The sequence below is a fragment of the Cohnella terricola genome (genome assembly GCF_007786475.1).
GTDB classification, from domain to species: Bacteria; Bacillota; Bacilli; order Paenibacillales; family Paenibacillaceae; genus Cohnella; species Cohnella terricola.
On sequence record NZ_VNJJ01000005.1, the window covers coordinates 332,698 to 356,690 of the forward strand.

Consider the following 23,993-nt stretch of genomic DNA (forward strand, 5'->3'; position numbering starts at 1 on the left):
GTTCCCTCCCGACTTCAGGCCGTGTATACAGGACCATGACATTACTCAATGTACCATAATTTGTCTCGCCGAGTAAGAAGGTATACGATAACCGCAGAAAGCCGGTGACGATCTGGGCGGATTTCGCATAGCTTGAGGAGACGGATGTTATTCTCCAAGGTTGGCGAAAGGAAGATTCCGATGTCCAAGGTGAACAAGAAGAAAAAATCGGCCGCGGTGGTCGAACAGAGAAGGGCGCAGATGAAAATCGTCACATCCGACGTCTGCGCAGTCTGCAAAACGCCTTGCAAAAGAGGATTGGACTATCTCGAACAGATGAGTTCTTCGGGAGCGGTAGGGCGCGGTGTGCCGTGCGTGCTTACGCTGCCTGGACGCAAAGGGTAATTTTAGGGTTCCGAACCTCTCGCCTATTTCCTGGGCAAGCGCACGCTTCGTCACAATGCGACAAAAGGAAGCGGAATGTGTATTAAAAAGTTTTCATTCATTTTTAACAATTCTGCGCAACTTTCTGTCGGGCTGTTGGTATAACCAAGTACAGTCTATTGAAAACGAGACGGCGAAGACGGAGGAACTTAGTGATGAAAGTGCGCAAATTAATCGTATTGGTTGCGGCATTCACTTTACTGTGCGGCAGCGTTGCTTATGCGGATTCCGTAACCCAGAAATTGCGGGTGCTGGTGAATAAGAAATGGGAAGAGGGCAGCGACGGCGTAATCGTAGACAATAAATCCTATATCTCTTCACAAGTCGTATCCGATAAGCTTCAGGCTATCGTTATTAGCGACGACAAGAAAATATCGGTTTTCAAGCCTAACGTTCATATGCTGACGAACTCGGGAAACGATATTTTCGCGGAAGTGAAGAAGGGCAAGTCGATCAAATTTAACACCTTTATACAAGTCGATTCTTTGAAGGTCGACATCAGCGCGCTGAAATTAACGATCGCGGATACGTACGGGGAAGAAACGATGATCGAACAGCGCAAGTCGGGAGACAGCGATTTCCCGGACGGCAAATCCGATTTCTGGATTACGATGAAAGACATTTCTTATACGTTCGACCAAGCGGGTCCGTATACGTTGCGTCTATTGATGAAACCCGCAGGCGAATCTTCCTTCCAAGTCGTGTCCGAGAAGACGATCGTTTCCCGATAATCATTCACTAGAACGCCCGAATCGGTTTGGCCGGTTCGGGCGTTTTCGGTTTGACCCATGTGGTCGGAAGTGATACGATACGTGAGTAGGAAAAATCAACCGATTGAACGGAGGTTCGCCATGAGCGATCATATCCACGACGAGAATTGCGACCACGACCACGATGAAGCCGTATTTGTTGTAACGGATGAAGACGGCAATGAGCACGAGATGGTGCTTGTATACACATTCGAAAGCAACGATCGTGTATATGCCGTATTATTGGACCGTAACGACCCAGAGGACGACGGCGTTATTTTCCGTGTTGAAGAAGATGGAGAAGACGAAGTTCTCGTTAATATCGAAGACGACCAAGAGTGGGAAACGGTAATGAAGGTGTATGAAGAGCTGGCTGCGCAAGAGAACGCGATCGAGTAAGCGGAATTCCGGCCTTCATGTCAACAAATAGGCTGCTTCATGTCCTCGCGGAGAGGACGGAAGCAGCCTATTTACGTTAAGAAAGCTCATATATGTAGCCTTGATAGAATGATTCGGTTACTTGCGAGGGTTAAAATATATCGTTCTTCCGTTGAACATCTTTACTTCCGCTTGCAGCTGTTTGCCGATCCATTTGCAGAGTTCGTTGGCTTTCGATTTGTCCCCATGGGTCGAATCGTCCGGCAATACGAGATGGATATAAGGAATGTTCGCCCCTTCTTCTTCGCGTTGCCCCGTTCCGACAACGATATAGCGATATTGCGGGACCGTGCCTTTCAAATAAAACCACTTGCCGCCGGCTTCCGGCTTGTGCTCGATGCTGTAAGGGAACGCCGCTTCGGCATAATCCCAACCGAGTTGCTTGCCCGTTAACGACATTTGCTCCCGGTAATGGCGAAGCTGATCTTGGACGCCATCCAGGTCGATCTCGGATACGGCCGAGCCTTGTACGAGAGAAATGTAAGCGCTTTGACTCATCGATTCCACCCCCACGCCCATGATAGCATTTCCCGCTTTTGTTGGCAACGGGTTCCAATCGGCGCAAAGCCGCAAAAAACCGATCCTCCGCAACGATAGAAGCGGAGGATCGGAATTGGAGTGCGGATCAGGAGATCGCGGTTTCTTCCATAATGACTTTGACGTTCGTGACGGAGCGGTCCTCCGGTCCTTTGACGGGAAGGCCGACTTCAAGGTGGTCGATGATATAATCGATATTTTCCTGCGAGATGATTTCTCCCGGAAGAAGAATCGGAATTCCCGGCGGATAGACATAGATGAACTCGGCAATGATCCGGCCTGCGGATTCCTTAAACGGCACGAGCTCGGTTTCTCCGTAGAAAGCGTCCCTCGGCGTCAACGCCAGATGGGGGATTTCCGGGATAATGACCACGACTTCGGCAATTTCCTTATCTTCCGCATGATAAGCGGCAGACATCGCTCGTAGCGACTCGAGCAGAATACCGATCGATTCCTCGTCGTCGCCTGGAGTAGCGAGACAAAGAATATTGTACATATCGCTGAGCTCGACTTCGAGCCGGTAATGCTCGCGAAGCCAATTTTCCGCGTCGTATCCCGTAATGCCCAAGTGCCGGACATGAATCGTCAGCTTCGTCGGATCATAATCGTACGTCGCTTCCTCGCCGAGCAATTCCTCGCCGAAGCAGTACAGTCCGGGGATCTGGTTGATCTCGGACCTGGCATGTTGAGCCAGACGCAGCGTGCGCTCCGCGATCTCCTTGCCTTTGATCGCAAGCTGACGGCGTGCGGTGTCCAGGGAGGCAAGAAGCGGATACGACGTCGAAGTTGTCGTCAGCAGGCTGAGAATCGTCTGAACCCGTTGCGGATTGATCAAGCCCTTGCGAACGTTCAAGATCGAGCTTTGCGTCATGGAACCGCCCAATTTGTGTATGCTCGTAGCGGACATATCGGCTCCCGCCTCCATGGCGGAGATCGGCAATTCGTCGGAGAAGTGAATAAGCGCTCCGTGCGCTTCGTCCACTAGGACGGGAACGTCGTACTCATGAGCTAGATCGACGATTTCCTTTAGATGCGTGCAAACCCCGTAGTAAGTCGGATTGATGACCAGAACTGCGGAGGCGTCGGGATGGCGTTCCAACGCTCTTCGAACGGACTTCGTCGTCACGCCGTGATCGATCCCGAGGTTCGTATCGCGAACGGGGGAGAGGAACACGGGACGAGCACCGGCGAAAATAATAGCCGACAGCACCGACTTGTGCACGTTGCGAGGGACGATGATTTTATCGCCCGTACCGCATACGGACAAGATCATCGTCATGATGGCCGTGCTTGTTCCTTGCACGGAGAAATATGTCGAATCCGCTCCGAACGCGTCTGCCGCGAGCTGCTGGGCTTCGAGAATGACGCCGACCGGCTGATGAAGATCATCGAGCGGAGCGATATTGATCAGATCGATGTCGAGAATGTTTTGTCCGATGAAGTCGCGATATTCGGGGTCCATTCCTGCGCCTTTCTTGTGACCCGGAATATGGAATTGCACCGGATTCCGTTTCGCATGGGAACGCAATGCGTCGAATAGCGGAGTACGATTATGATCCAATAGAAGTTCCCTGCCTTTCTTAAACGAGCAACGAGATAGAGGAAAATACTTTTAACCAAACAAGCATGAGTATAACAAAAATGGAGTGGAAATCAACAACGGACTGATAGATGGCGAAGTTGTCACGAAAACGTCAACAGATCGATTTGGAACTTGAGCGACGAATATGCTACCATCGATAGAAGAGAAGATGCGGTGCGTTAGCGTTTTTTTATCGTTCGGACAAGAGGAGAGACTAACCTGTGAAAAGCAAATTGGCAATCGTAGGACTTATGCTCTTTACGATTTTTATCGGTTTCGGCATCATTATTCCTGTTCTTCCCCAATTGGTAACGGAAGCGAGTCAAGAAACCGCGAACTGGCACACCGGCGCGATGCTCGCGATCTATTCCCTAATGTCGTTCCTGCTGAGCCCGGTATGGGGAGGCTTGTCGGAGCGGATCGGCCGTCGTCCCGTCATTATGACCGGGGTGCTCGGATTCGCGATCAGCTTTCTGATCTTCGGCTTATCCGGAGACCATCTGTGGATCATGTACGCTTCCCGCGTGCTCGGCGGTTTGTTCTCTGGTGCGGTCGTGTCCTGTATCGTCGCGTACGTCGCGGATATTACGACGGAACAGGAACGCACGAAAGGAATGGCCGTCGTCGGCATGAGCATCGGACTCGGATTTACGTTCGGGCCGGGATTCGGCGGGCTGCTGAGCGAGATTACGCTTCATACGCCTTTCTATGCGGCTGCCGCCTTATCCTTGATTGTATTCATCGCGGCATGGACCAAATTGCCCGAATCCCTTCCGCCGGAGAAAAGGGCTGCGGCCGACAAAGGCAAGCGGGTATCGCGTTGGACCGCTTTCCAAGGTCCGCTGAAGTATTTATACGTACTCGCGTTTTTCGTGACCTTCTCCTTGGCGATTCTGGAAGCGACATTGCAATTGTTCGGAATGGAGAAATTCGGAGTAACGCCTTTGCAAGTCGGGATGATGTTTTTCTTCTGCGGCTTGGCGGGCGCTCTCGTACAGGGCGGCGTCGTTCGCAGACGCGTGAAGGTCGGCCAAGAAGGCCGGTATATCGCGATCGGTCTGCTGATTTCCGCGGTGGGATTTTTCCTGCTTCTCACGTCCACAAGTTGGGGAATCGCGACGCTGTACCTATGTATTTTCGGAATCGGCAATTCGCTCATTAAACCATGCGTAACCTCGTTGATCACGCAGAAGACGACGGTCGGACAAGGTATCGCATCCGGACTCAGTTCCTCGATGGACAGCTTGGGCCGCATTGTCGGCCCGCTGCTCGGTGCGGCGCTGCTCGGTGCGACTTCCTGGCTGCCGTTCGTCGTATCGGGCGTTCTCTCCATCGCGGCGCTCGGGTTATTGGCCCAATTCCGCAGTCAAGACCGCCAAAGAGCTCAAGCTTAATCGCTATTTTGCCCGTTCTTACACATGGAAGTCCTTAATCGCCATACAGGCGGTCGGGGACTTCTTTTTTATGCCTGAACTCGTCATGAAAGACCTCGGTAGGAGTTCTGCTCAGACTCCAGTCCAGTGTAAAGTCCAGTCTACAGCCGATTCTCGCCCTGGCCGTCGTTCCGTTAAGCTAGACAAAGAAAAATGAAGCATCCGAAAGGGGTACATTCGAAGTGAAAAGTTTGATTAACGGGACGTTTCGCAATAAAGCGGCTATGATCATTATCGTGATCATGGTGCTCGCCATGGGGGTGTTGAGCTATACCAAGCTGCCTATGGAATTTTTGCCGGAGGCCGATAATCCGCAAGTTACGGTGTCGGTCATCGGACCGGGATACGATGCTTCTTCGATAGATAGATCAGTCACCGGACCGCTAGAGAAGGCATTGTCTGGGATCAAGGGAAAAACGAACGTATTTTCCTCGTCCGGGGACGGTTTCTCCCAAGTGAATCTGAATTTCGATTCGGATACGAATATGAAGGACGCGAAATCGGAGGTCGAAAAGGCGGTCAATACGGTAAAGCTGCCCGACAATGTCTCGCCTCCGTACATCGTTCAATTGAACACCTCGATGATTCCGATTTCGTTCGTTACGCTTACGTTCGCCGACGGAGTAAGCGATGCAGAAAAAGTAACGCTGGAAGAGCGGATTCTGAACGAATTCAACGGGATCGACGGCGTAGGCAGTGTGCAATTGTCCGGCAAATCGCAGTCTAAAGTGAGCATCGTGCCGGATGCTGCCAAGCTCGCGGAGAAAGGCGTTCCGCTGCAAGCGTTGTACGGAGTCCTGCAGGGGCGTTCCGCGTCCTCCTCGGTCGGGGAGAGCACCCTGGACGGACAGATCGTGAATTTGAACGTGACTTCAAGCTTGCAGGACGCGAATACCTTGAAACGACTCCCTGTCGCTCAGGGAGTTACGCTAGGGGATGTGGCGAGCGTCACGCTTGAAGACAAGAAGGAAAGCACGTTCCGAATCGACGGGAGGGATGCATTACAGTTCGTTATCTCCAAAGGCGCCAACGCCAACGCGGTGAATGTCGGCAAGGACGTCGGGAAAATCGTCGACAAATATAACGAAGAGATCAGCTCCGTTAATATGAAAATCGCGGTAAGCACGTCCGAACAGGTCGTTCATTCCGTGAACAGCATGATGAGGGAAGTGCTGCTCGGGGCGCTGTTCGCGACGATCGTCATTCTGATCTTCATGCGGAACGTTCGCGCGACGCTCGTGACGATCGTCTCGATCCCGCTGTCTCTCGCCATGACGCTTTATCTGCTCGATCTGTCCGGCATTACGCTGAACATTCTGACGCTTGGAGGCGTTGCGGTCGCGGTCGGGCGTTTGGTGGACGACAGCATCGTCGTCATCGAGAATATTTTCCGAAGGCTGCAGAAGGAGAAATTCTCTTCGGAGCTCGTCATCGACGCGACCAAAGAAGTGGCTAGAGCCATTACCGCGTCTACGTTAACGACGATCGCCGTATTCCTGCCAATGAGCTTACTGAGAGGTGGCCTGCAGTCATTCCTGCTGCCGTTTGCCTTAACGATGACCTATTCGCTGCTATCATCACTACTCGTCGCCTTGACGGTTATTCCGTTGATGAGCGCCGGCGTGCTCAAGAACTCCTACATTAAAGAGCATCAGCCGTCCCAACGTTTCGTCCGTCTGCTCGAGTGGAATTTGCGGAACAAATGGTTGCCGATTTTGGGAGCCGTCGTATTGCTCGTCGGTTCCATCGCGACTTACGTGGCGATGCCCAAAGGCGCGATCGACTCTTCGAGCGCCGAGAATATTAACGTCAGCTTGAAATACAAACCGGATACGCCAGCCGCGCAAGTCCTAGAGAACGGTCATAAGCTCGAGACTTATCTCATGAACCGAGAAGACGTCGAGTGGGTGGCCATGTCCAACGGCAACAGTGCGGATGCGGCGAAATACGGCGGCGTATCGTCACCTGCCCTCGTTTCCTATATGTTGAAAATGAAAAAAGGCAAAGACGCCGAGAAAGTGATGGAAGACGTGAAATCCGAAGCTGTCCATTATCCGGGCGCCGAAATAAATACGTCGACTGGCAATTTTATGTCAAGCGGGAGCTCCACGCAAATTCTCGTCGACATTACGGGGAATAACCTGGACGATATCGGCAAGACGGCCGAGGATGCGATCGCGAAGATCAAGCCGATCAAAGACGTCCTGAAGGTCGAGAGCAATCAGCAAGAGAAGAAAACGGTCTATACGCTCGAAGTTGATCCCGCAGCGGCGAAAGCCGGAGAGATTGTGATGCAATTGCAAAGCATGCTGAACCCGGTTCCGGTCGGTTCCATCGCAGTGGATGGACAGAACGTTCCTGTACAGATCGAGCCGGTGCTGAAGCCGACATCTGAAAGCGAGCTTTCCTCGCTGACCGTCATGACCGAAGCCGGACCGAAGCCGGTGTCTAGCGTGGCGAAGTGGACGAAAACGGAACAAGCGACGACGTTCTTCCATAAGGACGGCAAGAGCTACATCCGCGTAACGGCTTCCGTCGAACCGTCCCAATTGTCCAAAGTCGGCGCGGAGATCGACAAGCAGCTCAAGGACGTTCCCACGCCGGAAGGCGTCAAGCTGATCGTGGGTGGAGCATCCGCGGACCAATCGGCCGACATCATGAGCTTGTTCATGATGATGATCGTTTCCATCGGCATCGTCTATCTGATTATGGTGTTTACCTTCAAAACGATCAAAGCACCGCTTGCCATCATTAGCTCGATTTTCTTCGTTCCGATTGGTTCCGTGCTCGGTCTGATCGTGACTGGTGTTACGCCAGACTTCACCGCCATCTTCGGCGTCGTGATGCTTATCGGTATCGTCGTGACGAATGCGATCGTCCTGATCGACCGGGTGAAACACAACGAAGAGAAAATGACGATCCGCGACGCGCTTCTCGAAGCGGCCGGTACGCGCATGCGTCCGATTCTGATGACCGCGATCGCCACCGTCGGCGCGATGCTGCCGCTTGTGTTCGGCTCCGCGGAAAGCGGAAGCATCGTTTCGCAAAGCCTTGCCGTCGTCGTCATTGGCGGACTCGTCGTCTCGACGCTGCTGACGCTCGTCATCGTCCCTTGCGTCTACGAGCTGCTTTACTTCCGCAAGTCCGCGCGTCAACGCAAGGTGGCCGCTGCGACCGTTCGCGAAGTCGCGGCTCAGAACTAAAAAAATGGCGGCGCCGGGAACTTTCCCTGCGCCGCCATTGCATGTTAAGCCAAGGCCATCCGATACAATGGCAGAAGCGTGCGGAAGGTTTCCTCGGCGCGTTTCACAAACGCGTCCCCATCCGCAAGGAGCGGGTCTCCGCGTCGGATATGGATGCCGCACGTCAGTTCGGCGGCTTTGACCGTTTTCAGCCGATCGAACAGCTCGATCAGCTCTCCGTCCGATAACTCGCCGTGTATTAACCCTGTAGGCACCATATGGTCCTTGGACCATATGTAATCCGCGGGTACGGCTCGGCGGACGGAATCCAACTCGCCCAGCGCTCGCTCGGCGAACGTGTTTTTGTTCGGACACTCGTAGATAATGGCGAATTGAACGAAGACGTGAGTGGACCATAATCCGATCTGGAAGTGGGGATAAGCTTTGTAGCCTCTTTTGTTGTTCGCGAAGGCGACCCAGGAATCGTTCGGCGGGTTCACTGTTCTTCTGGCATGCTTGGCGACATGCGTAAACATCTCTTCTCCGCACATTTCGCCGAGGAAAGGCGTTAAGTGCTCCCCGAGCGCGTGGAATTTCGGGCGCACCCGTTCGATTAGCGCCTCCATTCGGGCTTCCAGCCCATCGATCTCGAATACCTGGAAATCGCGGTCGTCGAAACCTTTGAACGCGGTTTTCGTTTCTATGCTCATCGTTTAATCTCCTCGTATGTAGTTTCATATGATCCGATCTCGCGGCAAACTCTACAACATTATAGCACTCCGGAAAGGGGGCTTGTCACCTTTGCCTGCAGGTCCGGTTTCCATAAATTAAACAAGCGACCTCAGTCCCAAGGAATTCGGGACGAAGGCCGCTTAATTTCACTCTATGGATTGGCTAACGAGATAATCTTTTGTTAATAGCTTCAGCTTCCCGTGCCCTGGTAGCGGTTCAGCCCCGCGTTCCAGACGCGGTAGCCGATCGCGAAGAGCAGCAGGCCGACCGCCGGTGTGGCATACGGCAGCCACGAGGCAAAGAGCGCGTCGTCGTTCCGGTTCAGGATGAGCTGCGCCGGGTAGAAGTTGACGAACGCGTACGGGATGACGAACGTGAGCACGCCGCGCAGCACGGTGCCGTAGATCGAGACCGGGTAGTCCATGAGGTCGCGGATGCCAAACAACACCATATTCATGAGCGAGCGAGAGCGAACGAGCCAGAAGCAGGCTGAGCCCGAGATGACGATGAATGCCGCCTGCACGAGAACGCCGCCGAGCAGCACCGCGATGAAGGCGATTGCCGAGCCGAAGTCGAGCGATAGGCCGAGCTTGTGGAAGCAGAAGACGAGCATGCCCACCGCGATGACGATGTCGCCCAGGAAGAAGTGGCCGAAGGCGCGGATGATCATGTGCACGAACGGATTGATCGGCTTTACAAGCAAGCTGTCGAACGTGCCCATGTGCACGTCCTCTTCGACGTCCGTCATCTGGAAGAAAAAGAATACGGCCGCGATGCCGAAGGTCAGCATGTTCAGCGTGTACATGAGCATAACCTCGTACATGTTCCACCCGTTGATCGTCTGAAACCGGCTCATGAGCGCCCAGATGACGAAGTAGCTGACGACGTGGTTGAGCGCGAAGCCGACGAAATCCATGTAGAAGCCGAAGCCGTGCTCCGTCTTGCTCTTGAAGTAGATCGGAATGAATCGCGCGTACAGTTTAAGGAATCGCATTCGGCATCAACCTCCCTGCACGACGAGCCGGCGAACGGCGCGTCCCCACATCCAGCGCTGAAGCAGAAGCAGGCCGACGATCCAGGCGAGTTGCTGCGCGAACAAGCCAAGCAGATTCGCCCAGCCTGTCGTTTTCCCGAGAAAAACCGCGATCGGCTCGTAGTAGATGAGCCGGAACGGGAAGAAGTACGACAGCTTCACGAGTGTATCCGAGAAAAACCAGATCGGGATGAAGGCGCCGGAGAGCAGCCGGATGAGGCCGTCCAGCACCGTGTTGACCTGCCAGACGAGAATGTACCAGAAGGCGATCAGCCCGATGGCGTACGTGATGAGAAAGTTCAGGATCAGTCCGCCTACGACCAGCCCGAGGAAGGCGAGGCCGTTCGCGAGCGTCGGCAGATGCACGCCGAACAGAATCAGGCTGACCATCATGAGCGGCAATAGCTCGAACAGGATGCGGTAGACGTTCACGCCGAGCGTCTGGCAGAACAGCACTGAGCGGAAGCTCATCGGCTTGATCAGGTCCATGGCGATCTCGCCGGACGACACCTTGCGGCTGACGCGGAAGATGACGTCGTTTGTCGCGAACACCGAGATCGCGGTGCTGACAACCGAGTACGTGATCATCTCGGAGAGTGTGATCATGCCCGATTGCGAGGACAACTCGGTGGAGTTCGCGAACAGCGCCCGCCAGATGTACACCTGAACGAACAGGCGCAGCAGCTGCCCGAACAGGAACAGGATGACCTCAGAGCGGAACGCGAGGCTCGTGCGGAGCGAATTGAGCGTCATTTCGCGATAGAGGGCGAGTCTCATATGAGCGCTTCCTCTCTGGCCGATACCGGCGTCCCTTGTTGCTGCAGATGGATGTATAGGTCACGGATGATCTGCTCGATCTCCGTCTCCTTGACGATGAAGTCGCGGACCGAATAGCGTTCCATGATCCACTTGATGATCACCGTCGAATTGATCGAATTCTTGTCGTAGGTGAGCTGCGTCCGGTTTTCCTCAGTCAGGCCGAAGGCGACGCCCATGCGCCGAAGCTCCTCACTCATCGCGAACGGCTCATCCGTGTCTACCTCCATCTTTTCCATATTGCCGAAGTCGTTTTTCAGAGTCTCGAGATTGCCGTCGTACATGAGCTTGCCGTGGTCGACGACCATGACGCGGCTGCACAGCTTCTCGATGTCGGCCATATCGTGCGTCGTCAGGATGACCGTCGTGCCCCGCTCGCGGTTGATCTCGCGGATGAACTGGCGGATGCGCTCCTTCACGACGACGTCGAGGCCGATCGTCGGCTCGTCGAGATAAACGATGTCGGGGTCGTGCAGCAGTGCCGCGCACAGATCGGCGCGCATACGCTGGCCGAGGCTGAGCGAGCGGACGGCGACCTTCTTGAACTCGTCGAGGTCGAGCACGTCGTTGAACAGCTTCATGTTGCGTTCGTAGCGGTCGTTCGGAATGTCGTACATATACTTCGTCAGACGGAGCGACTCGATTACGGGTGTATCCCACCAGAGCTGGCTCTTCTGGCCGAACACGGCGCCGATGCGGCGAGCGTTCTCGATGCGGTTCTCGTAAGGCACGAGGCCGTTCACGCGGACAATGCCGCTCGTCGGCACGAGAATGCCGACCATCATCTTGATCGTGGTCGACTTGCCGGCCCCGTTCGGCCCGATATAGCCGACCACCTCGCCCCTATCGATCGTGAACGAGATGTTCTCTACCGCGGTTTTGATCTCGTACTCTCGATGGACGAGGCTCTTCATCAGCGGCCAGAAGCCGTCCTTGCGCTTCTGTCGCTTGAATTCCTTACGCAAGTATTCGACTTCGATGAGTGCCATGCGAGAATGGTTCCCCCCTTTTTTGGAGCGTTATTTCCCTCCATATTTTTCCTATTGTAAGGATGTAGAGGGGCAGCGTGAAGGTGGGATTCTTATCTTTTCATGTTGATTATTATCCGGTTTGCGCCCAAGAGCTGATGAGGCACTGCTTCAGTCGTTTTCTGTGAACTCAAGGAGCAGGATCGGCTCCCGGACCGATCCCGCCACATTATCTCAGCCCGCGCTACAAAAATGGGAAGGAAAATAGTAAAGAAACCAAGTTGCCATAACATAAGATGGAGTATAAGATATAAGCAAGCAACAATATTCTGACAATTCGGTCAACATCTCAAGCCGTCCAATCAATGCAGGAGGGGGGATGGCCGTGAACCGCAGTTACGAAGTGGAATATTGCAACCTGGAGCTTCGTTTCGACCGTCGCCAAATTCAAAATTTGATTCGGGAACTGATTCAGGAAGGTTATTCTTTGTACTGGCACGAAAGCGAACATCAATTTCTCGTATCCGTAAGAACCGGGCGCAAGTTGCTCAAGCTGAGGTTCCTGAGGGTGTTGGGTCGCTACAAAATGATCGGCAACTACCTGGTCAAAGACGAGAAGCTGGCGCAATGGATCGAGAAGCTTATCAATGATTCCCGCGGCCACGCCGTCGTTAAAAGGTTTCAGGAACGTCAGGTGCTCCGGATCGAAAATATCATGTTCGGCGAAATTATCCGTCTCGTGGAGGTGTCCGGCATGGAACATCGGATTATTTTTCAGAAAAGGCCGCAAGTAACGGTGGAAGAAATGGTTCAAGCGTTCAAGTCGAACAGAGCCGAGCTGCGAGCGGGAGTGCTCCGGCTTGAGATCGATTACGAGCTTGCCAGTCTGCATGAAGCCGTCGAGAACGGATGGCAGGATAAAATCGAGGAGAGCAAGGAAAAGCTGATGGGCATGAGAACCGAGATGCTGCAACTAGAGCTGTGAATCGCGGAAAATGCCTGAAAATACGAAAGCGGAGCATTCTCTCTTCATGAGAATGACTCCGCTTTTTCTGTTCCGTGATTAGCCTTGGGCGAATTCCAATTCAATGTGAATCTTGATCGCGTCCCCGACAAGAAAACCGCCGGTTTCAAGAGCCGCGTTCCATGTCAAGCCGAAATCGGAACGATTGATCGCGCCATCGGCCACGACGCCGAATTTCGTATTGCCCCATGGGTCTTTAGCTGGGCCGGAGATTTCCGTGTTTAACGTAACGGATTTCGTGACGCCCGCGATCGTTAAGTCGCCGGTCAGGGAATAGTCTTCGCCGCCTTTGGAGACGAGCGCTGTTTTCTTAAACGTGATTTGCGGGAATTGCTCGGCATTGAAGAAATCCGGGGATTTCAGATGGCCGTCGCGTCCTTCGTCTTTCGTGTCGATGCTTCCGACTTCGATCGTGACCGTTGCGTCCAGATCGGACAAGCTAGCCGGATCCGCGCTGACGGACGCGTTGAAATCGTTAAAGCTGCCGCGCACGTTCGTAATCATCATGTGCCGTACGCTGAACGTAATTCCACTGTGGGATTTATCCAAATTCCAATTGCTTGCTGCCATGATCAACACATCCTTAATATTTTATATTAACTATTAAATTATAAGTAACAAAGAAAATCAAGTGTTATTTTTGGCGCGGATTGGAAATGGCTTGCAAACCGATGGGAATGCAAATGATGGTTTTCATCTTCGTCCAAAAAGAGTACAATATGCTTATTGTGACAATAACGTACTAAAGGATGAAGAGAACATGTCTAAAGCAAACATTGGCGTCGTTGGCATGGCCGTAATGGGCCGCAATCTTGCCCTCAACATCGAGAGCCGCGGATTCACGGTTGCGGTATTTAACCGCTCGAGAGAAAAAACGGACGACCTGCTGAACACGGACGGCAAAGGCAAAAACCTCGTCGGCACGTACTCGGTCGAGGAGTTCGTCAACTCTCTTGAAAAGCCCCGCAAAATTCTGATCATGGTTCAAGCGGGAGCCGGAACGGACGCGACGATCGAATCGCTCGTTCCTTATTTGGATAAAGGCGATATTATTATCGATGGCGGCAACGCGTACTTCCCGGACACCCAGCGCCGCAGCAAGGAATTGACGGCCCAAGGCTTCCATTTCATCGGAACAGGCGTTTCCGGCGGAGAAGAAGGCGCGCTTAAAGGACCGTCCATCATGCCGGGCGGGCCGGAAGAAGCTTACCGTTTGGTCGAGCCGATCCTGACGGGCATTTCCGCGAAAGTAAACGGCGATCCATGCTGTACATACATCGGGCCGGACGGCGCGGGACACTATGTAAAAATGGTTCACAACGGCATTGAATATGGCGATATGCAGTTGATCTGCGAAGCTTATCAATTGCTGAAGGACGTCCTTGGCGTATCCACGGACGAGTTGCACCAAATCTTCGGCGAATGGAACAAAGGCGAGCTCGACAGTTACCTGATCGAGATCACCACCGATATTTTCGCGCAGAAGGACCCGGAAACCGGCAAACCGATGGTCGACGTTATTCTGGACGCGGCAGGACAGAAGGGAACGGGCAAATGGACGAGCCAAAGCGCGCTCGATCTCGGAGTGCCTCTGTCCATCATTACGGAATCGGTATTCTCCCGTTTCCTCTCCGCGATGAAGGAAGAGCGCGTCGCCGCGAGCAAAGTGCTTAAAGGACCGCAAACGAAGCCGTTCCAAGGCGATAAAGCGGCATTCATCGAGAGCGTGCGCAAGGCGCTGTTCGCGAGCAAGATTTGTTCCTACGCGCAAGGTTTCGCGCAAATGCGCGCCGCTTCCGAGGAATACGGCTGGAATCTGCGTTACGGCGATATCGCGATGATTTTCCGCGGCGGCTGCATCATTCGCGCCCGTTTCCTGCAAAACATCAAAGACGCCTATGACCGCGAGCCGCAGCTGCGCAACCTGCTGCTCGACGAGTACTTCAAAGGTGTCGTGGAATCGTATCAAGACGCATGGCGCGAAGTCGTGACCACGGCTGTCGCGTACGGGGTTCCTGTACCTTCGTTCGCGAGCGCGATCGCTTATTACGACAGCTACCGTTCCGAACGTCTGCCGGCGAATCTGCTGCAAGCGCAGCGCGATTATTTCGGCGCCCATACGTTCAAGCGTTTGGACAAAGAAGGCACGTTCCATCATAACTGGATCCAGTCTTAATTCAGTCGCGCGGCAGCAGCTCGCTTAACATCGTGCGAAAGCATGCGGTCTCCTGACCGCTGGGGCTGCGCCGATACAGGAGCAGAAGGGCCATATCCGCGAAACAAGCAAAATGGGCAAGCAGCTGTGGCCGATCGAGCCCCGACCATTCGGGGGCTCTGTCGGCCACTTTTTTCTTAATAAAACCGAGCGCCCATAACACGTCTTCCCGGCAGAGCGGGTAAGAGGGATCAAGCAGACGGCGGAGAGGCTGCTCGAACGGCGGAGTCGGCTGTTGGTTGCTCACGGGAACATCACCTTCGACGATGGGATTGTACACTATCAAAGTACGGATAAACTCGTCGTTTTATACCTTTGGATCGATATGCTATGATATAAAAAGCGTAATTTCACGGAATGGGGATCTGGAATTGAACGAGATCGATTCGCGCCGCAATATTATCATCGTCGGGTTCATGGGAACCGGCAAATCGACGGTAAGCCAGCTGCTCTCCGAACGTCTGGGCTGGGAAAGCAAGGATACGGACGCGGAGATCGAGAAAGCGGCGGGCCGGTCTATTCCGCAGATTTTCGCGAAGGACGGAGAAGAAGCGTTTCGCGATTGGGAGACCCGGGTGTTGGAGCAAACGTTGTGCCAGGGGAACCGGATCGTCGCGACGGGAGGCGGAGCCGTTCTGCGCGAGGGCAATCGTCGTACGATGCTAGAGCGGGGATGGGTGGTTGCGCTTACGGCGGACAAGGCGAGCTTGATCCGGCGGGTAACAAGCGCGGCCGAAGGCACGAGGCCGCTTCTTGCGGGCGACGCGGAAGCGCGTGTCAGCGCTTTGCTCGAAGCGAGGAAACACGCCTACGACTTCGCGAACGCGAAGGTGGACACGTCCGACCGTACGCCCGCGGAAGTCGCAGAACTATTACTGCAAGGATTGCCGAAGGGCTGGATTTAAGGCTCAAGCTGGTTCCAAGCGAGCATGCCGCCGATCATATTGGCGACGCCTTTATAACCGATGGAAGCAAGGTACTGGCAAGCTTGGTCGCTGCGATAGCCGCTGCGGCAGATAAAGACGACTTCCTCTTCTTTCGGGATGGCGCCCAATTGTTGCGGGACTTGGCCCAGGGGGAGATGCACAGCGCCGGGAATCATGCCTTGCGCGACTTCTTCGTCCTCGCGGACGTCGATAAGATGTATCCGCTCGCCGGCATCGAGCCGGGATTTGAGCTCTTCGACAGTAATGGTGTTATAGTTACTCATGATTAGCCAGCCTTTCATTCGAATATAGATTTATCATATGAAACCGGCATAAGGCTGTCAAACGCGGTTAGGCATACATCGTGATCAAGGAGCGTGTTTATTCATGGATATGATCGTTACCCCTACAGGAAAATTGAACGGCGAAATTCAAGCGCTGTCTTCCAAAAACTATACGACCCGTTATTTGCTCGTCTCCGCCCTGGCGGAAGGGACGAGCACGATTCTATATCCGGCCCACAGCGAAGACGGAGAGGCAATGCGCCGCTGCATTCGCGACTTGGGAGCGATCGTGGAAGAAGACGAGGAGAAAATCGTCATTACCGGCTTCGGGCGCCATCCTCGTCCGACGAAGGAATTGGACGTTGGCAACGCCGGAGCCGTACTGCGGTTTATTATGTCCGTGGCGGCTTTGTTGCCGGAAGTTCATTTCCTCAATTCCTATCCAGCGTCCTTGGGCAAACGTCCACATGACGACCTGATTGTCGCGCTCGAAAGCATGGGCGTTAAGATCGAGCATCAGAACGGTCGTCTTCCGATGACGATCAAGGGGGGCAACCCGCGCGGAGGCAAAATTCAAGTATCCGGCAGCGTCAGCTCCCAGTTCCTTAGCTCTTTGCTGTTCATCACGCCGCTGCTGGACGAAGACAGCGAGATCGAAGTGCTTCACGACCTCAAATCCAAAGTCGTGATCGGACAGACGCTGGAGGTGCTTGCGCAAGCGGGGATCGTCATCGAAGCATCCGAGGACTTGATGTTTTTCCGGATTCCCGGCAAGCAGAAGTATAAGGCGCAGACCTACACGGTGCAGGGGGATTACCCGGGCTCCGCGGCTATTCTGGCCGCGGCGGCGGTAACGGAATCCGATGTCGTCGTCCATCGTCTGATGGAAGATAGCAAGCAGGGAGAACGCGCCGTCGTTGACGTACTGCGGGCGATGAACGTTCCTCTGACTCATAAGGATGGCATCGTTCATGTCCAAGGAAACGGGCGATTAAAAGCCGGCGAGTTTGACGGGGACGAATTTACCGACGGCGTGCTCGCGATGGTAGCGGCTGCCGTGTTCGCAGAGGGCACTTCCCGCTTCTACAACGTCGAGAACTTGCGGTATAAGGAATGCGACCGCATTACGGACTATTTGACGGAGCTCCGCAAGGCGGGGGCGCGAGTCGAGGAGAAAAGGGACGAGATCATCGTCCACGGACGTCCTGAGGGCGTGGAAGGCGGTGTCGAGATCGATGCGCATTACGATCATCGCGTCATTATGGCGCTGACGATCGTCGGCCTGCGCTCGGCCCAACCAATTCGTATCAAGGATGCGCATCATGTCGCAAAATCTTATCCGATCTACTTCGACCATCTGAAGTCGCTTGGCGCTCAAGTGGAATGGACAGAATAACGAAATCCGCAAGCCAATAAAGGAGGCAGTTTCCATGACCTATGTTCATCCGTCTCGGGACGAGATCAAACAAATTTTGCTCGACTCGCATACGATCGCCGTCGTCGGCTTGTCCGACGATCCGTCTAAGACGTCACACATGGTATCCGAAGCGATGCAGCGCAAAGGGTACCGGATCATTCCGGTGAACCCTAAAGCGACATCGATCCTAGGAGAGACGTGTTACGCGTCTTTGAAAGACATTCCCGAGCCCGTCGATATCGTGAACGTCTTCCGACGTCCCGAGCATACTCCGCCGATCGCCAAGGAAGCCGTAGAGATCGGCGCCAAGACGCTTTGGCTCCAGTTAGGCATTTCGAACGAAGAAGCGGCGGCGATCGCGACCGAAGGCGGTCTGAACATGATTATGGATCGCTGCATCAAGGTGGAGGATTCCATCCTTCTGCCTCAAGGCAAAGCGTAATTTATGACCCCCGTAAAGTGACGAAGGGCTCTTGCAGCGCATTCCGAATCTTTGCGGGGATTTATTTCTGCGATCCTTTCGAGAAAGGAGGGGCACATGTACGGAATCGGTTATCTCCAAAGATTAGGCCGAGCGATGATGCTGCCGATGACGGTGCTTCCCGCCGCGGCGATATTCCTTATGTTATCCCGGTTGCCTTGGGATTCTTTCGGTTGGACCCAGGCGCCCGAGCTGCTTAGTGCCGCGGGCATGGCGATTTTCCAATACGTGCCCTACGTCTTCGCGATCGGCATCGCGCTCGGCATGTCCAATCAGTCCGTCACGGCAGGAATGGCGGCTTTGGTCGGGATGTTTATTTTCCATGTCGTTACGCACACCTACGATCCGGATGGGGTTCAGCCCTCGATGTTCGCGGGCGCGGTTATCGGCATCGCCTCCGCATGGGCGAATGATCGTTTTAAATCTTTTCAGTTGCCGGAAGCGCTGCAATTCCTTGGCGGTTCCCGGTTCGTTCCATTGTTTATGAGCGTCGTATCGCTCGGCTTCTCCTGGCTGATGATCGCTCTAGGCGAAGGCTTAAGAAGCTGGGCGGAGTCCGCCGGAACCCTCGTTTATTCCGCTGGCGGCTTCGGCGTTTTCCTCTACGGATTCCTGCATCGCATTCTGGTTGCTTTCGGACTTCATCATCTGCTGAACCATATGTTCTGGTTCCAAATCGGCGAATTCCGGGGGACGGACGGGGCTGTCTATTTCGGCGATTTGCCGCGTTTTTTTGCGGGGGATCCAACGGCGGGCATCTTTATGGCTGGGCTTTATCCGACGATGATGTTCGCTTTGCCGGCCATCGCTTTCGCCATTATTCACGAAGCCAGAGAAGACTTGAAGCCGAAGACGAGCAAGCAATTCCGCATCGCCGCGCTCAGTTCATTCTTAACGGGTGTTACCGAGCCGGTCGAGTTCGCTTTTCTGTTCGTAGCGCCTTATCTATTCCTCGTGCACGCGCTGCTATCGGGCGGGATTATGTGGCTCGCTTACGAACTCGATATTCATCACGGCTTTACGTTCTCCGCGGGAGTGCTTGAGTATTTGGTGAATATGCCGTTGGCCCAAAGAGGATGGCTCCTATTGCCAATCGGCTTAGGCGTAGCGCTTGTCTACTATGTACTGTTCCGGTGGAGCATCCGCCGCTTTCAGCTTGCGACGCCGGGGCGCGAAGACGCGACGAGGCTGGACGATTGGGCGGGGGATATTCCTTACCGTGCTCCGCTTATCCTGCAAGCGCTCGGCGGAAAAGAAAACATGGTTCGCATGGAAGCATGCATCACACGGCTTCGGCTCACCTTGGAGGACGATCGGCGAGTCGACGTTCAATCGCTGCGCCATCTAGGCGCCGCCGGAGTCATTCGGCTCGGCGGCGGGCACGTACAGGTCGTGTTCGGCACGTTCTCCGAGCTCATTCGAGAAGAAATCAATAAAATCATGCAGACGGACGTGCGGCAGATTCAATTTCACTCTCCGGTGCAAGGCAGGATGATTCCGATCGAGGAAGTGGACGATCCGATCTTCGCGCAGAAGCTTGTCGGCCGAGGTGTCGCCTTTATTCCGGACAAGGGAGAACTGGTCGCTCCCATTCAGGGCAAAGTCATTCACATTCACCCCTCCAAGCACGCGATCGGCTTGGTCACGAAAGACGGCCTCGAAGTATTGCTGCATGTCGGCATTAATACTTCCCAGTTGGAGGGCAAAGGGTTTACGGCGCTCGTGGCGATGGGAGACGAAGTATCGCCGGGCCAGCCTCTGCTGAAGTTCCATATTCCGACGCTTAAGCAACACGCCAAATCGCTGGAGACGCCGATGGTCATTACGAACAGCGATATCGTGAAGTCCTGGAGATTCGCTCCGTATAAGGCGGTCAAGAAAGGACAGGCCGCGGTCATGTCGGTGGTTGTGAAAGAGAGAGAAAAGGGGGCAGAGAAATGATACAAGCAACGGGAGCCTCGCAAGGAATCGCGATCGGCAAAGCATTCGTTCTGCCGCACTGGGAGTGGGAACTGCCTGACCAGAAAATAGACGTCGCCGATCTGGCCAAAGAATTCGACCGTCTGTACGAAGGAATCCGCAGATCCAAAAGCGAGATCAGTCAGATGAGGACCGAATTGGACGAGGTCGTCGGTTCCGAGGAAGCGAGCATTTTCGACGCCCACCTGGCCATTCTTGAGGATCCGATATTCATGAACGAGATTCAGGGTATCATTCAACGCCAATATAAGGTCGCGGAGGTTGCCGTCAAGGAGGCGATCGACCATTTCGTGACGATGTTCGATCTGTTGGACGACGAATATATGAAAGAGCGCGCACTCGACATTAAGGACGTCGGCAACCGCTTGCTCAAGCATCTGTTAGGCGCGCCGGAGATCTCCCTGCCCGAAGACACGCAACCGTTCGTTCTCGTCGTTCGGGAGCTGTCTCCGTCCCAACTCGTTCATTTGAAGCCCGATCTTGTGCTCGGTATCGTGACGATGGTCGGCAGCCCGACTTCGCATTCGGCGATCATGGCGAGAGCTTTCGGCATTCCGATGGTTATGGGCCTGGAAGGAAAGCTGCAGAGTCCGATCGTCACGGGCGACCATCTGGTCATCGATGGCGAAGCCGGTACGTTGCAATTGGACCCGAATTCCGAGGTGGTTGCCCGCTATACGGACATGCGCAAGCGTCTGATCGCACAGAAAGAACAATTGTTGAAGTTAGTGGAAGTACCGTCTGTGACGCAGGACGGCGTTGCGATGATGCTGGCGGCGAATATCAGCTCGCTGAAAGAGCTGGAAACCGCTCTCGGCAACGGTGCCGAAGGCGTAGGGCTGTTCCGGACGGAATTTCTCTACATGGACCGGACGCGTTTCCCGACGGAAGAGGAGCAGTTTGAAGTATACAAAACGGCCGTTCAGAAGCTGAAGGGCAAATCCCTCACTATCCGAACGTTGGATATCGGCGGAGATAAGCAGCTCGATTATCATGAGTTGCCGGAAGAGGAGAATCCGTTCCTAGGTTTCCGCGCGATTCGTTTCTGTCTCGAACACAAGGACTTGTTCAAAACCCAGCTTCGCGCCATTCTTCGCGCCTCCCATTACGGCAACGTAAAGATCATGTATCCACTGATTACTTCCGTGGAAGAGGTGCGGGAGGCCAACCGGTTACTGGAGGAAGCCAAACGCGAGCTGACGGCCGAAGGCGTCCCGTTTTTAACGGAGATTAAAGCCGGGGTCATGATCGAAGTTCCGGCGGCCGTGGCGATCGCTGATATGCTTGCGGAAGAAGCGGCCTTCTTCAGCATCGGAACGAACGATCTCATTCAATTTACGCTTGCGGTGGATCGGATGAACGAAAGGATCAGCCATATGTATGAACCTTTTCATCCGGCAATCTTGCGCATGATCCGAACGACTGTCCAGGCGGCCAAAACAAAGGGGATACCGGTCAGCATTTGCGGGGAGATCGCGGGTGACGTCAATGCCCTGCCAATATGGCTCGGAATGGGCATCGAAGTGCTGAGCTTGTCCGCGCAAGCGATATTGCCTTTGAAGGAGAGAGTGCTTCATTCGAGAGCTTCGGACGGCCGTTACGTGTTTGAGGAGATGCTCCGCTGCGCGACGGCGGGAGAGATCAAGGATCTTGCCCGCCGATACTTTGCGGAAGCAGCGCTCGCTCCGGGTAACGCGCAGCCGCTTATCTAAGGATTAACGGCCAAACAGCAGATCGCAGAACGCTTTCGCGTACGGCGGAAGATCGGGCGGTCTGCGCGCGGAGACGAGGTTGCCGTCTACGACGACCGCTTCGTCGATCCAGGTCGCGCCAGCGTTCTCCATGTCGTCCCGGATTCCCGGGGTCGAGGTGACGGTTCTGCCTTCCAGAATCTTGGCGGAGATCAGCACCCATCCGGCATGGCAGATTTGCCCGATCGGTTTGCCCGCATCGTTCATACGGCGAACGAATTCAAGCACATGCGCGTCTCTGCGGATTTTGTCCGGGGCCCATCCTCCGGGTACGAGCAATCCGTCGAATCGATCGGCATCGAGCTCATCATAGGAAAGATCCGCCACTGCGGGAACGCCGTATTTGCCGATATGCTTGCGCCCCTTCTCCGGACCGGCGTAGAGCACTTCGGCGCCTTCTTCGCGCGCGCGGTAGACGGGATACCATAGTTCCAAGTCTTCGAACTCATCGTCGAGCAGGCATACGACTCTTTTAACTGCAGTCATGATAGAAAACCTCCATTCGAGAGTATAACGTGATTCCGGAGTCCATTGTATCAAATCAAATGCTTTTCTTCACGTTGTAACTGGAGCGAAGAGACAGGAGTGAACAAGATGACGAAGAAATGGAGATATATCCCTGCTCTTCTCTGCATGGGGGCCATTTTCTTTACCTCTTCGAGGAGCGGAGATCAACTGAACAGCGTTCTGCCTTGGTTCCAGCAAATGCTGCCCTCCTTATCTGATTTTGATCCGATGCATTACGTCGCCTATTTTGCGCTCGCGTTAACGCTTGCTTATGGCATGGGAAGGATGGCCTTCACGTGGAAGGGTTGTCTGCTTAATGTCGCGATATGTCTCGCGTACGGCGTAACAGACGAGTGGCATCAATCGTTCGTTCCGATGAGATCTCCCGACCCGCTCGATCTTCTGCACGACGGGATGGGGGCCGCGGCGGCGGCTCTACTCGTTCTATTGATCGCCCCCCTATTTAATAGACGCGGTTCCAGAAATTACACCGCTCGCTGAGCAGGAGTTCGCCGGCATATGCACGAATATAGTTCGTGTAGCTCTTTGAATTTAAGGAGAGATGGCCGTTGCTTAAGCGCTGTTATTGCGGAGGGGAAATGAACCTGAAGCTCCGTACCGTTATTTTCGCGAAAAAAGTGAATATCAACAACGTTCCCGTCTACAATTGTTCGGATTGCGGACGGAACGATCTGTTCCCCAGCGTGAAGGACGACGTCGGAAAGCTGGTCGGACAATTGGGCGCGAGACCGGACGTCGGAGAGATTCCGTTCGAACAGGTACATGAATGGGCATGCGTGCTTTCCCAAGCTTTCTTGCAAGGCGATTCGCTGCAAGCGAAGGAGATCGCCAAAGCGACCGAGGAAAGAATTGATCAATTGCTGGATTTGTGGCTGATCGCATCTTCTCTCAAGGACGAAGTCTGGATGACGGAAATACATAACCGTTTATCTCAGTTAAGCGCGCCATATCTTCCATCCTAATTTAAACGGACGACAGATTCAGAGCGGAAAATCTTCGCTCTTTTTTTGCGATTGCCGCTATTTTCTGCTACGATAATCGTAAGGATCTTCAAGGGAGCTGAAAGTAATGGCAAATCTACAGCAATTTACAACACTCGAGCAGTGGGACCAAGCGTTAAAAGACAGTTCACGCAAGCCTTTGCTCATATTCAAACATAGCACGAGTTGCTCGGTGAGCGCCGGCGCTCACGAAGAAATGACGAACTTCGTTAAAGACGATCAAACGGATGCGGTGGATTATGCGATCGTTCACGTGATCGAGGATCGCCCGGTCAGCAACGCGATCGCGGAGCAACTGGGAATCAAACACGCTTCTCCTCAAGCTATCTTTGTTCGGAACGGCGAACCGGTGTGGGATACCTCACATTGGCATATCACCTATGCTTTTTTGTCGGATAAGCTTGGAGCACCTTCAAGCGAATCTTAATCTCGACTTCATCCGCGGTATAACCGCATGCAACATTGCTAAACATACGGTTTTATCGTATGATTA

25 protein-coding genes are annotated in these 23,993 nt (G+C 54.0%); 15 read left to right on the forward strand and 10 right to left on the reverse strand.

The window, feature by feature from the left end; genetic code table 11:
• Window positions 1–180 precede the first annotated feature (180 nt).
• The 3 genes from FPZ45_RS11525 to FPZ45_RS11535 all read left to right on the forward strand — a co-directional run bounded on the left by FPZ45_RS11525 (window position 181) and on the right by FPZ45_RS11535 (window position 1,571).
• Window positions 181–384 carry a hypothetical protein gene (locus tag FPZ45_RS11525; RefSeq protein ID WP_144701384.1) on the forward strand — a complete coding sequence of 68 codons (204 nt, stop codon included), beginning with the start codon at window positions 181–183 and terminating at the stop codon, window positions 382–384.
• 194 nt (window positions 385–578) lie between these two features.
• A complete protein-coding gene (locus FPZ45_RS11530; protein WP_144701386.1) occupies window positions 579–1,154 on the forward strand; it encodes a copper amine oxidase in 576 nt (191 codons plus the stop codon).
• 120 nt (window positions 1,155–1,274) lie between these two features.
• Complete coding sequence (locus FPZ45_RS11535; RefSeq protein ID WP_144701388.1) at window positions 1,275–1,571, forward strand: DUF1292 domain-containing protein; 297 nt, start codon at window positions 1,275–1,277, stop codon at window positions 1,569–1,571.
• A gap of 117 nt (window positions 1,572–1,688) precedes the next feature.
• On the opposite strand, the gene FPZ45_RS11540 is transcribed toward FPZ45_RS11535, so the two are convergent.
• Together FPZ45_RS11540 and FPZ45_RS11545 are read right to left on the reverse strand one after the other, a co-directional pair.
• Window positions 1,689–2,108 (reverse strand): DUF1885 family protein, encoded by a 420-nt coding sequence (locus FPZ45_RS11540; RefSeq protein WP_144701390.1) that lies wholly within the window; start codon window positions 2,106–2,108, stop codon window positions 1,689–1,691.
• Between the two features lie 127 nt (window positions 2,109–2,235).
• On the reverse strand, window positions 2,236–3,708 hold the full coding sequence (locus tag FPZ45_RS11545) for an aminotransferase class I/II-fold pyridoxal phosphate-dependent enzyme (protein WP_144701392.1): 1,473 nt from the start codon (window positions 3,706–3,708) through the stop codon (window positions 2,236–2,238).
• Between the two features lie 242 nt (window positions 3,709–3,950).
• Between FPZ45_RS11545 and FPZ45_RS11550 the strand changes: the two genes are divergently transcribed.
• Together FPZ45_RS11550 and FPZ45_RS11555 are read left to right on the forward strand one after the other, a co-directional pair.
• On the forward strand, window positions 3,951–5,123 hold the full coding sequence (locus FPZ45_RS11550; protein ID WP_144701394.1) for an MFS transporter: 1,173 nt from the start codon (window positions 3,951–3,953) through the stop codon (window positions 5,121–5,123).
• 221 nt (window positions 5,124–5,344) lie between these two features.
• Entirely contained in the window at window positions 5,345–8,365 is a 3,021-nt protein-coding gene (locus FPZ45_RS11555; protein ID WP_281284900.1) for an efflux RND transporter permease subunit, read from the forward strand.
• Between the two features lie 44 nt (window positions 8,366–8,409).
• Here the strand turns inward: FPZ45_RS11555 and FPZ45_RS11560 are convergent, their stop codons facing one another.
• The 4 genes from FPZ45_RS11560 to FPZ45_RS11575 all read right to left on the reverse strand — a co-directional run bounded on the left by FPZ45_RS11560 (window position 8,410) and on the right by FPZ45_RS11575 (window position 11,914).
• Entirely contained in the window at window positions 8,410–9,054 is a 645-nt protein-coding gene (locus FPZ45_RS11560) for a YktB family protein (RefSeq protein WP_144701396.1), read from the reverse strand.
• A 212-nt stretch (window positions 9,055–9,266) separates the two neighbouring features.
• Window positions 9,267–10,070 carry an ABC transporter permease gene (locus tag FPZ45_RS11565; protein ID WP_144701398.1) on the reverse strand — a complete coding sequence of 268 codons (804 nt, stop codon included), beginning with the start codon at window positions 10,068–10,070 and terminating at the stop codon, window positions 9,267–9,269.
• A gap of 6 nt (window positions 10,071–10,076) precedes the next feature.
• Window positions 10,077–10,886 (reverse strand): ABC transporter permease, encoded by an 810-nt coding sequence (locus FPZ45_RS11570; RefSeq protein ID WP_144701400.1) that lies wholly within the window; start codon window positions 10,884–10,886, stop codon window positions 10,077–10,079.
• A complete protein-coding gene (locus FPZ45_RS11575) occupies window positions 10,883–11,914 on the reverse strand; it encodes an ABC transporter ATP-binding protein (RefSeq protein ID WP_144701402.1) in 1,032 nt (343 codons plus the stop codon). The genes FPZ45_RS11570 and FPZ45_RS11575 overlap by 4 nt, the downstream gene beginning before the upstream one ends.
• 364 nt (window positions 11,915–12,278) lie before the next feature.
• Between FPZ45_RS11575 and FPZ45_RS11580 the strand changes: the two genes are divergently transcribed.
• Window positions 12,279–12,878 carry a hypothetical protein gene (locus FPZ45_RS11580; RefSeq protein ID WP_144701404.1) on the forward strand — a complete coding sequence of 200 codons (600 nt, stop codon included), beginning with the start codon at window positions 12,279–12,281 and terminating at the stop codon, window positions 12,876–12,878.
• Window positions 12,879–12,956: 78 nt separating this feature from the next.
• On the opposite strand, the gene FPZ45_RS11585 is transcribed toward FPZ45_RS11580, so the two are convergent.
• Window positions 12,957–13,487 carry a YceI family protein gene (locus FPZ45_RS11585; RefSeq protein WP_144701406.1) on the reverse strand — a complete coding sequence of 177 codons (531 nt, stop codon included), beginning with the start codon at window positions 13,485–13,487 and terminating at the stop codon, window positions 12,957–12,959.
• Window positions 13,488–13,677: 190 nt separating this feature from the next.
• Between FPZ45_RS11585 and gndA the strand changes: the two genes are divergently transcribed.
• A complete protein-coding gene (gene gndA / locus FPZ45_RS11590) occupies window positions 13,678–15,093 on the forward strand; it encodes an NADP-dependent phosphogluconate dehydrogenase (protein WP_144701408.1) in 1,416 nt (471 codons plus the stop codon).
• Window position 15,094: 1 nt separating this feature from the next.
• On the opposite strand, the gene FPZ45_RS11595 is transcribed toward gndA, so the two are convergent.
• Entirely contained in the window at window positions 15,095–15,379 is a 285-nt protein-coding gene (locus FPZ45_RS11595; RefSeq protein ID WP_144701410.1) for a hypothetical protein, read from the reverse strand.
• A 124-nt stretch (window positions 15,380–15,503) separates the two neighbouring features.
• Here FPZ45_RS11595 and FPZ45_RS11600 point away from each other — a divergent pair, with 124 nt between their 5' ends.
• Window positions 15,504–16,037, forward strand: coding sequence for a shikimate kinase (locus tag FPZ45_RS11600; protein WP_342780041.1), 534 nt, complete (start codon window positions 15,504–15,506; stop codon window positions 16,035–16,037).
• Here the strand turns inward: FPZ45_RS11600 and FPZ45_RS11605 are convergent.
• Window positions 16,034–16,342, reverse strand: coding sequence for a rhodanese-like domain-containing protein (locus tag FPZ45_RS11605; RefSeq protein WP_144701412.1), 309 nt, complete (start codon window positions 16,340–16,342; stop codon window positions 16,034–16,036). The genes FPZ45_RS11600 and FPZ45_RS11605 overlap by 4 nt on opposite strands.
• Before the next feature lie 103 nt (window positions 16,343–16,445).
• Between FPZ45_RS11605 and aroA the strand changes: the two genes are divergently transcribed.
• From aroA to ptsP, 4 genes are all read left to right on the forward strand, one after another.
• Window positions 16,446–17,738, forward strand: coding sequence for a 3-phosphoshikimate 1-carboxyvinyltransferase (aroA, locus tag FPZ45_RS11610; protein ID WP_144701414.1), 1,293 nt, complete (start codon window positions 16,446–16,448; stop codon window positions 17,736–17,738).
• Window positions 17,739–17,772: 34 nt separating this feature from the next.
• Complete coding sequence (locus tag FPZ45_RS11615) at window positions 17,773–18,201, forward strand: CoA-binding protein (RefSeq protein WP_144701416.1); 429 nt, start codon at window positions 17,773–17,775, stop codon at window positions 18,199–18,201.
• 96 nt (window positions 18,202–18,297) lie between these two features.
• The gene (locus tag FPZ45_RS11620; protein WP_144701418.1) at window positions 18,298–20,181 is read left to right on the forward strand and encodes a glucose PTS transporter subunit IIA; all 1,884 of its coding nucleotides are present in this window, start codon (window positions 18,298–18,300) and stop codon (window positions 20,179–20,181) included.
• On the forward strand, window positions 20,178–21,932 hold the full coding sequence (gene ptsP, locus FPZ45_RS11625; protein WP_144701420.1) for a phosphoenolpyruvate--protein phosphotransferase: 1,755 nt from the start codon (window positions 20,178–20,180) through the stop codon (window positions 21,930–21,932). The genes FPZ45_RS11620 and ptsP overlap by 4 nt, the downstream gene beginning before the upstream one ends.
• Window positions 21,933–21,935: 3 nt before the next feature.
• On the opposite strand, the gene FPZ45_RS11630 is transcribed toward ptsP, so the two are convergent.
• A complete protein-coding gene (locus tag FPZ45_RS11630) occupies window positions 21,936–22,457 on the reverse strand; it encodes a type 1 glutamine amidotransferase domain-containing protein (protein WP_144701422.1) in 522 nt (173 codons plus the stop codon).
• 108 nt (window positions 22,458–22,565) lie between these two features.
• On the opposite strand from FPZ45_RS11630, the gene FPZ45_RS11635 reads away from it, so the two are divergent.
• From FPZ45_RS11635 to ytxJ, 3 genes are all read left to right on the forward strand, one after another.
• On the forward strand, window positions 22,566–22,979 hold the full coding sequence (locus FPZ45_RS11635; protein WP_144701424.1) for a VanZ family protein: 414 nt from the start codon (window positions 22,566–22,568) through the stop codon (window positions 22,977–22,979).
• A gap of 68 nt (window positions 22,980–23,047) precedes the next feature.
• Complete coding sequence (locus tag FPZ45_RS11640) at window positions 23,048–23,461, forward strand: hypothetical protein (protein WP_144701426.1); 414 nt, start codon at window positions 23,048–23,050, stop codon at window positions 23,459–23,461.
• 106 nt (window positions 23,462–23,567) lie between these two features.
• The gene (gene ytxJ / locus FPZ45_RS11645) at window positions 23,568–23,927 is read left to right on the forward strand and encodes a bacillithiol system redox-active protein YtxJ (RefSeq protein ID WP_144701428.1); all 360 of its coding nucleotides are present in this window, start codon (window positions 23,568–23,570) and stop codon (window positions 23,925–23,927) included.
• Window positions 23,928–23,993: the final 66 nt, after the last annotated feature.

Bases quoted from the DNA above. Each gene is read 5' to 3' on its own strand.
- FPZ45_RS11605 (WP_144701412.1), bottom strand. From the start codon at position 16,342: ATGAGTAACTATAACACCATTACTGTCGAAGAGCTCAAATCCCGGCTC.
- FPZ45_RS11585 (WP_144701406.1), bottom strand. From the start codon at position 13,487: ATGGCAGCAAGCAATTGGAATTTGGATAAATCCCACAGTGGAATTACG.
- gndA (WP_144701408.1), top strand. From the start codon at position 13,678: ATGTCTAAAGCAAACATTGGCGTCGTTGGCATGGCCGTAATGGGCCGC.
- ytxJ (WP_144701428.1), top strand. From the start codon at position 23,568: ATGGCAAATCTACAGCAATTTACAACACTCGAGCAGTGGGACCAAGCG.
- FPZ45_RS11535 (WP_144701388.1), top strand. From the start codon at position 1,275: ATGAGCGATCATATCCACGACGAGAATTGCGACCACGACCACGATGAA.
- FPZ45_RS11635 (WP_144701424.1), top strand. From the start codon at position 22,566: ATGACGAAGAAATGGAGATATATCCCTGCTCTTCTCTGCATGGGGGCC.
- FPZ45_RS11620 (WP_144701418.1), top strand. From the start codon at position 18,298: ATGTACGGAATCGGTTATCTCCAAAGATTAGGCCGAGCGATGATGCTG.
- FPZ45_RS11525 (WP_144701384.1), top strand. From the start codon at position 181: ATGTCCAAGGTGAACAAGAAGAAAAAATCGGCCGCGGTGGTCGAACAG.
- aroA (WP_144701414.1), top strand. From the start codon at position 16,446: ATGGATATGATCGTTACCCCTACAGGAAAATTGAACGGCGAAATTCAA.
- FPZ45_RS11630 (WP_144701422.1), bottom strand. From the start codon at position 22,457: ATGACTGCAGTTAAAAGAGTCGTATGCCTGCTCGACGATGAGTTCGAA.
- FPZ45_RS11560 (WP_144701396.1), bottom strand. From the start codon at position 9,054: ATGAGCATAGAAACGAAAACCGCGTTCAAAGGTTTCGACGACCGCGAT.
- FPZ45_RS11575 (WP_144701402.1), bottom strand. From the start codon at position 11,914: ATGGCACTCATCGAAGTCGAATACTTGCGTAAGGAATTCAAGCGACAG.
- FPZ45_RS11615 (WP_144701416.1), top strand. From the start codon at position 17,773: ATGACCTATGTTCATCCGTCTCGGGACGAGATCAAACAAATTTTGCTC.
- FPZ45_RS11540 (WP_144701390.1), bottom strand. From the start codon at position 2,108: ATGAGTCAAAGCGCTTACATTTCTCTCGTACAAGGCTCGGCCGTATCC.
- ptsP (WP_144701420.1), top strand. From the start codon at position 20,178: ATGATACAAGCAACGGGAGCCTCGCAAGGAATCGCGATCGGCAAAGCA.
- FPZ45_RS11530 (WP_144701386.1), top strand. From the start codon at position 579: ATGAAAGTGCGCAAATTAATCGTATTGGTTGCGGCATTCACTTTACTG.
- FPZ45_RS11570 (WP_144701400.1), bottom strand. From the start codon at position 10,886: ATGAGACTCGCCCTCTATCGCGAAATGACGCTCAATTCGCTCCGCACG.
- FPZ45_RS11565 (WP_144701398.1), bottom strand. From the start codon at position 10,070: ATGCGATTCCTTAAACTGTACGCGCGATTCATTCCGATCTACTTCAAG.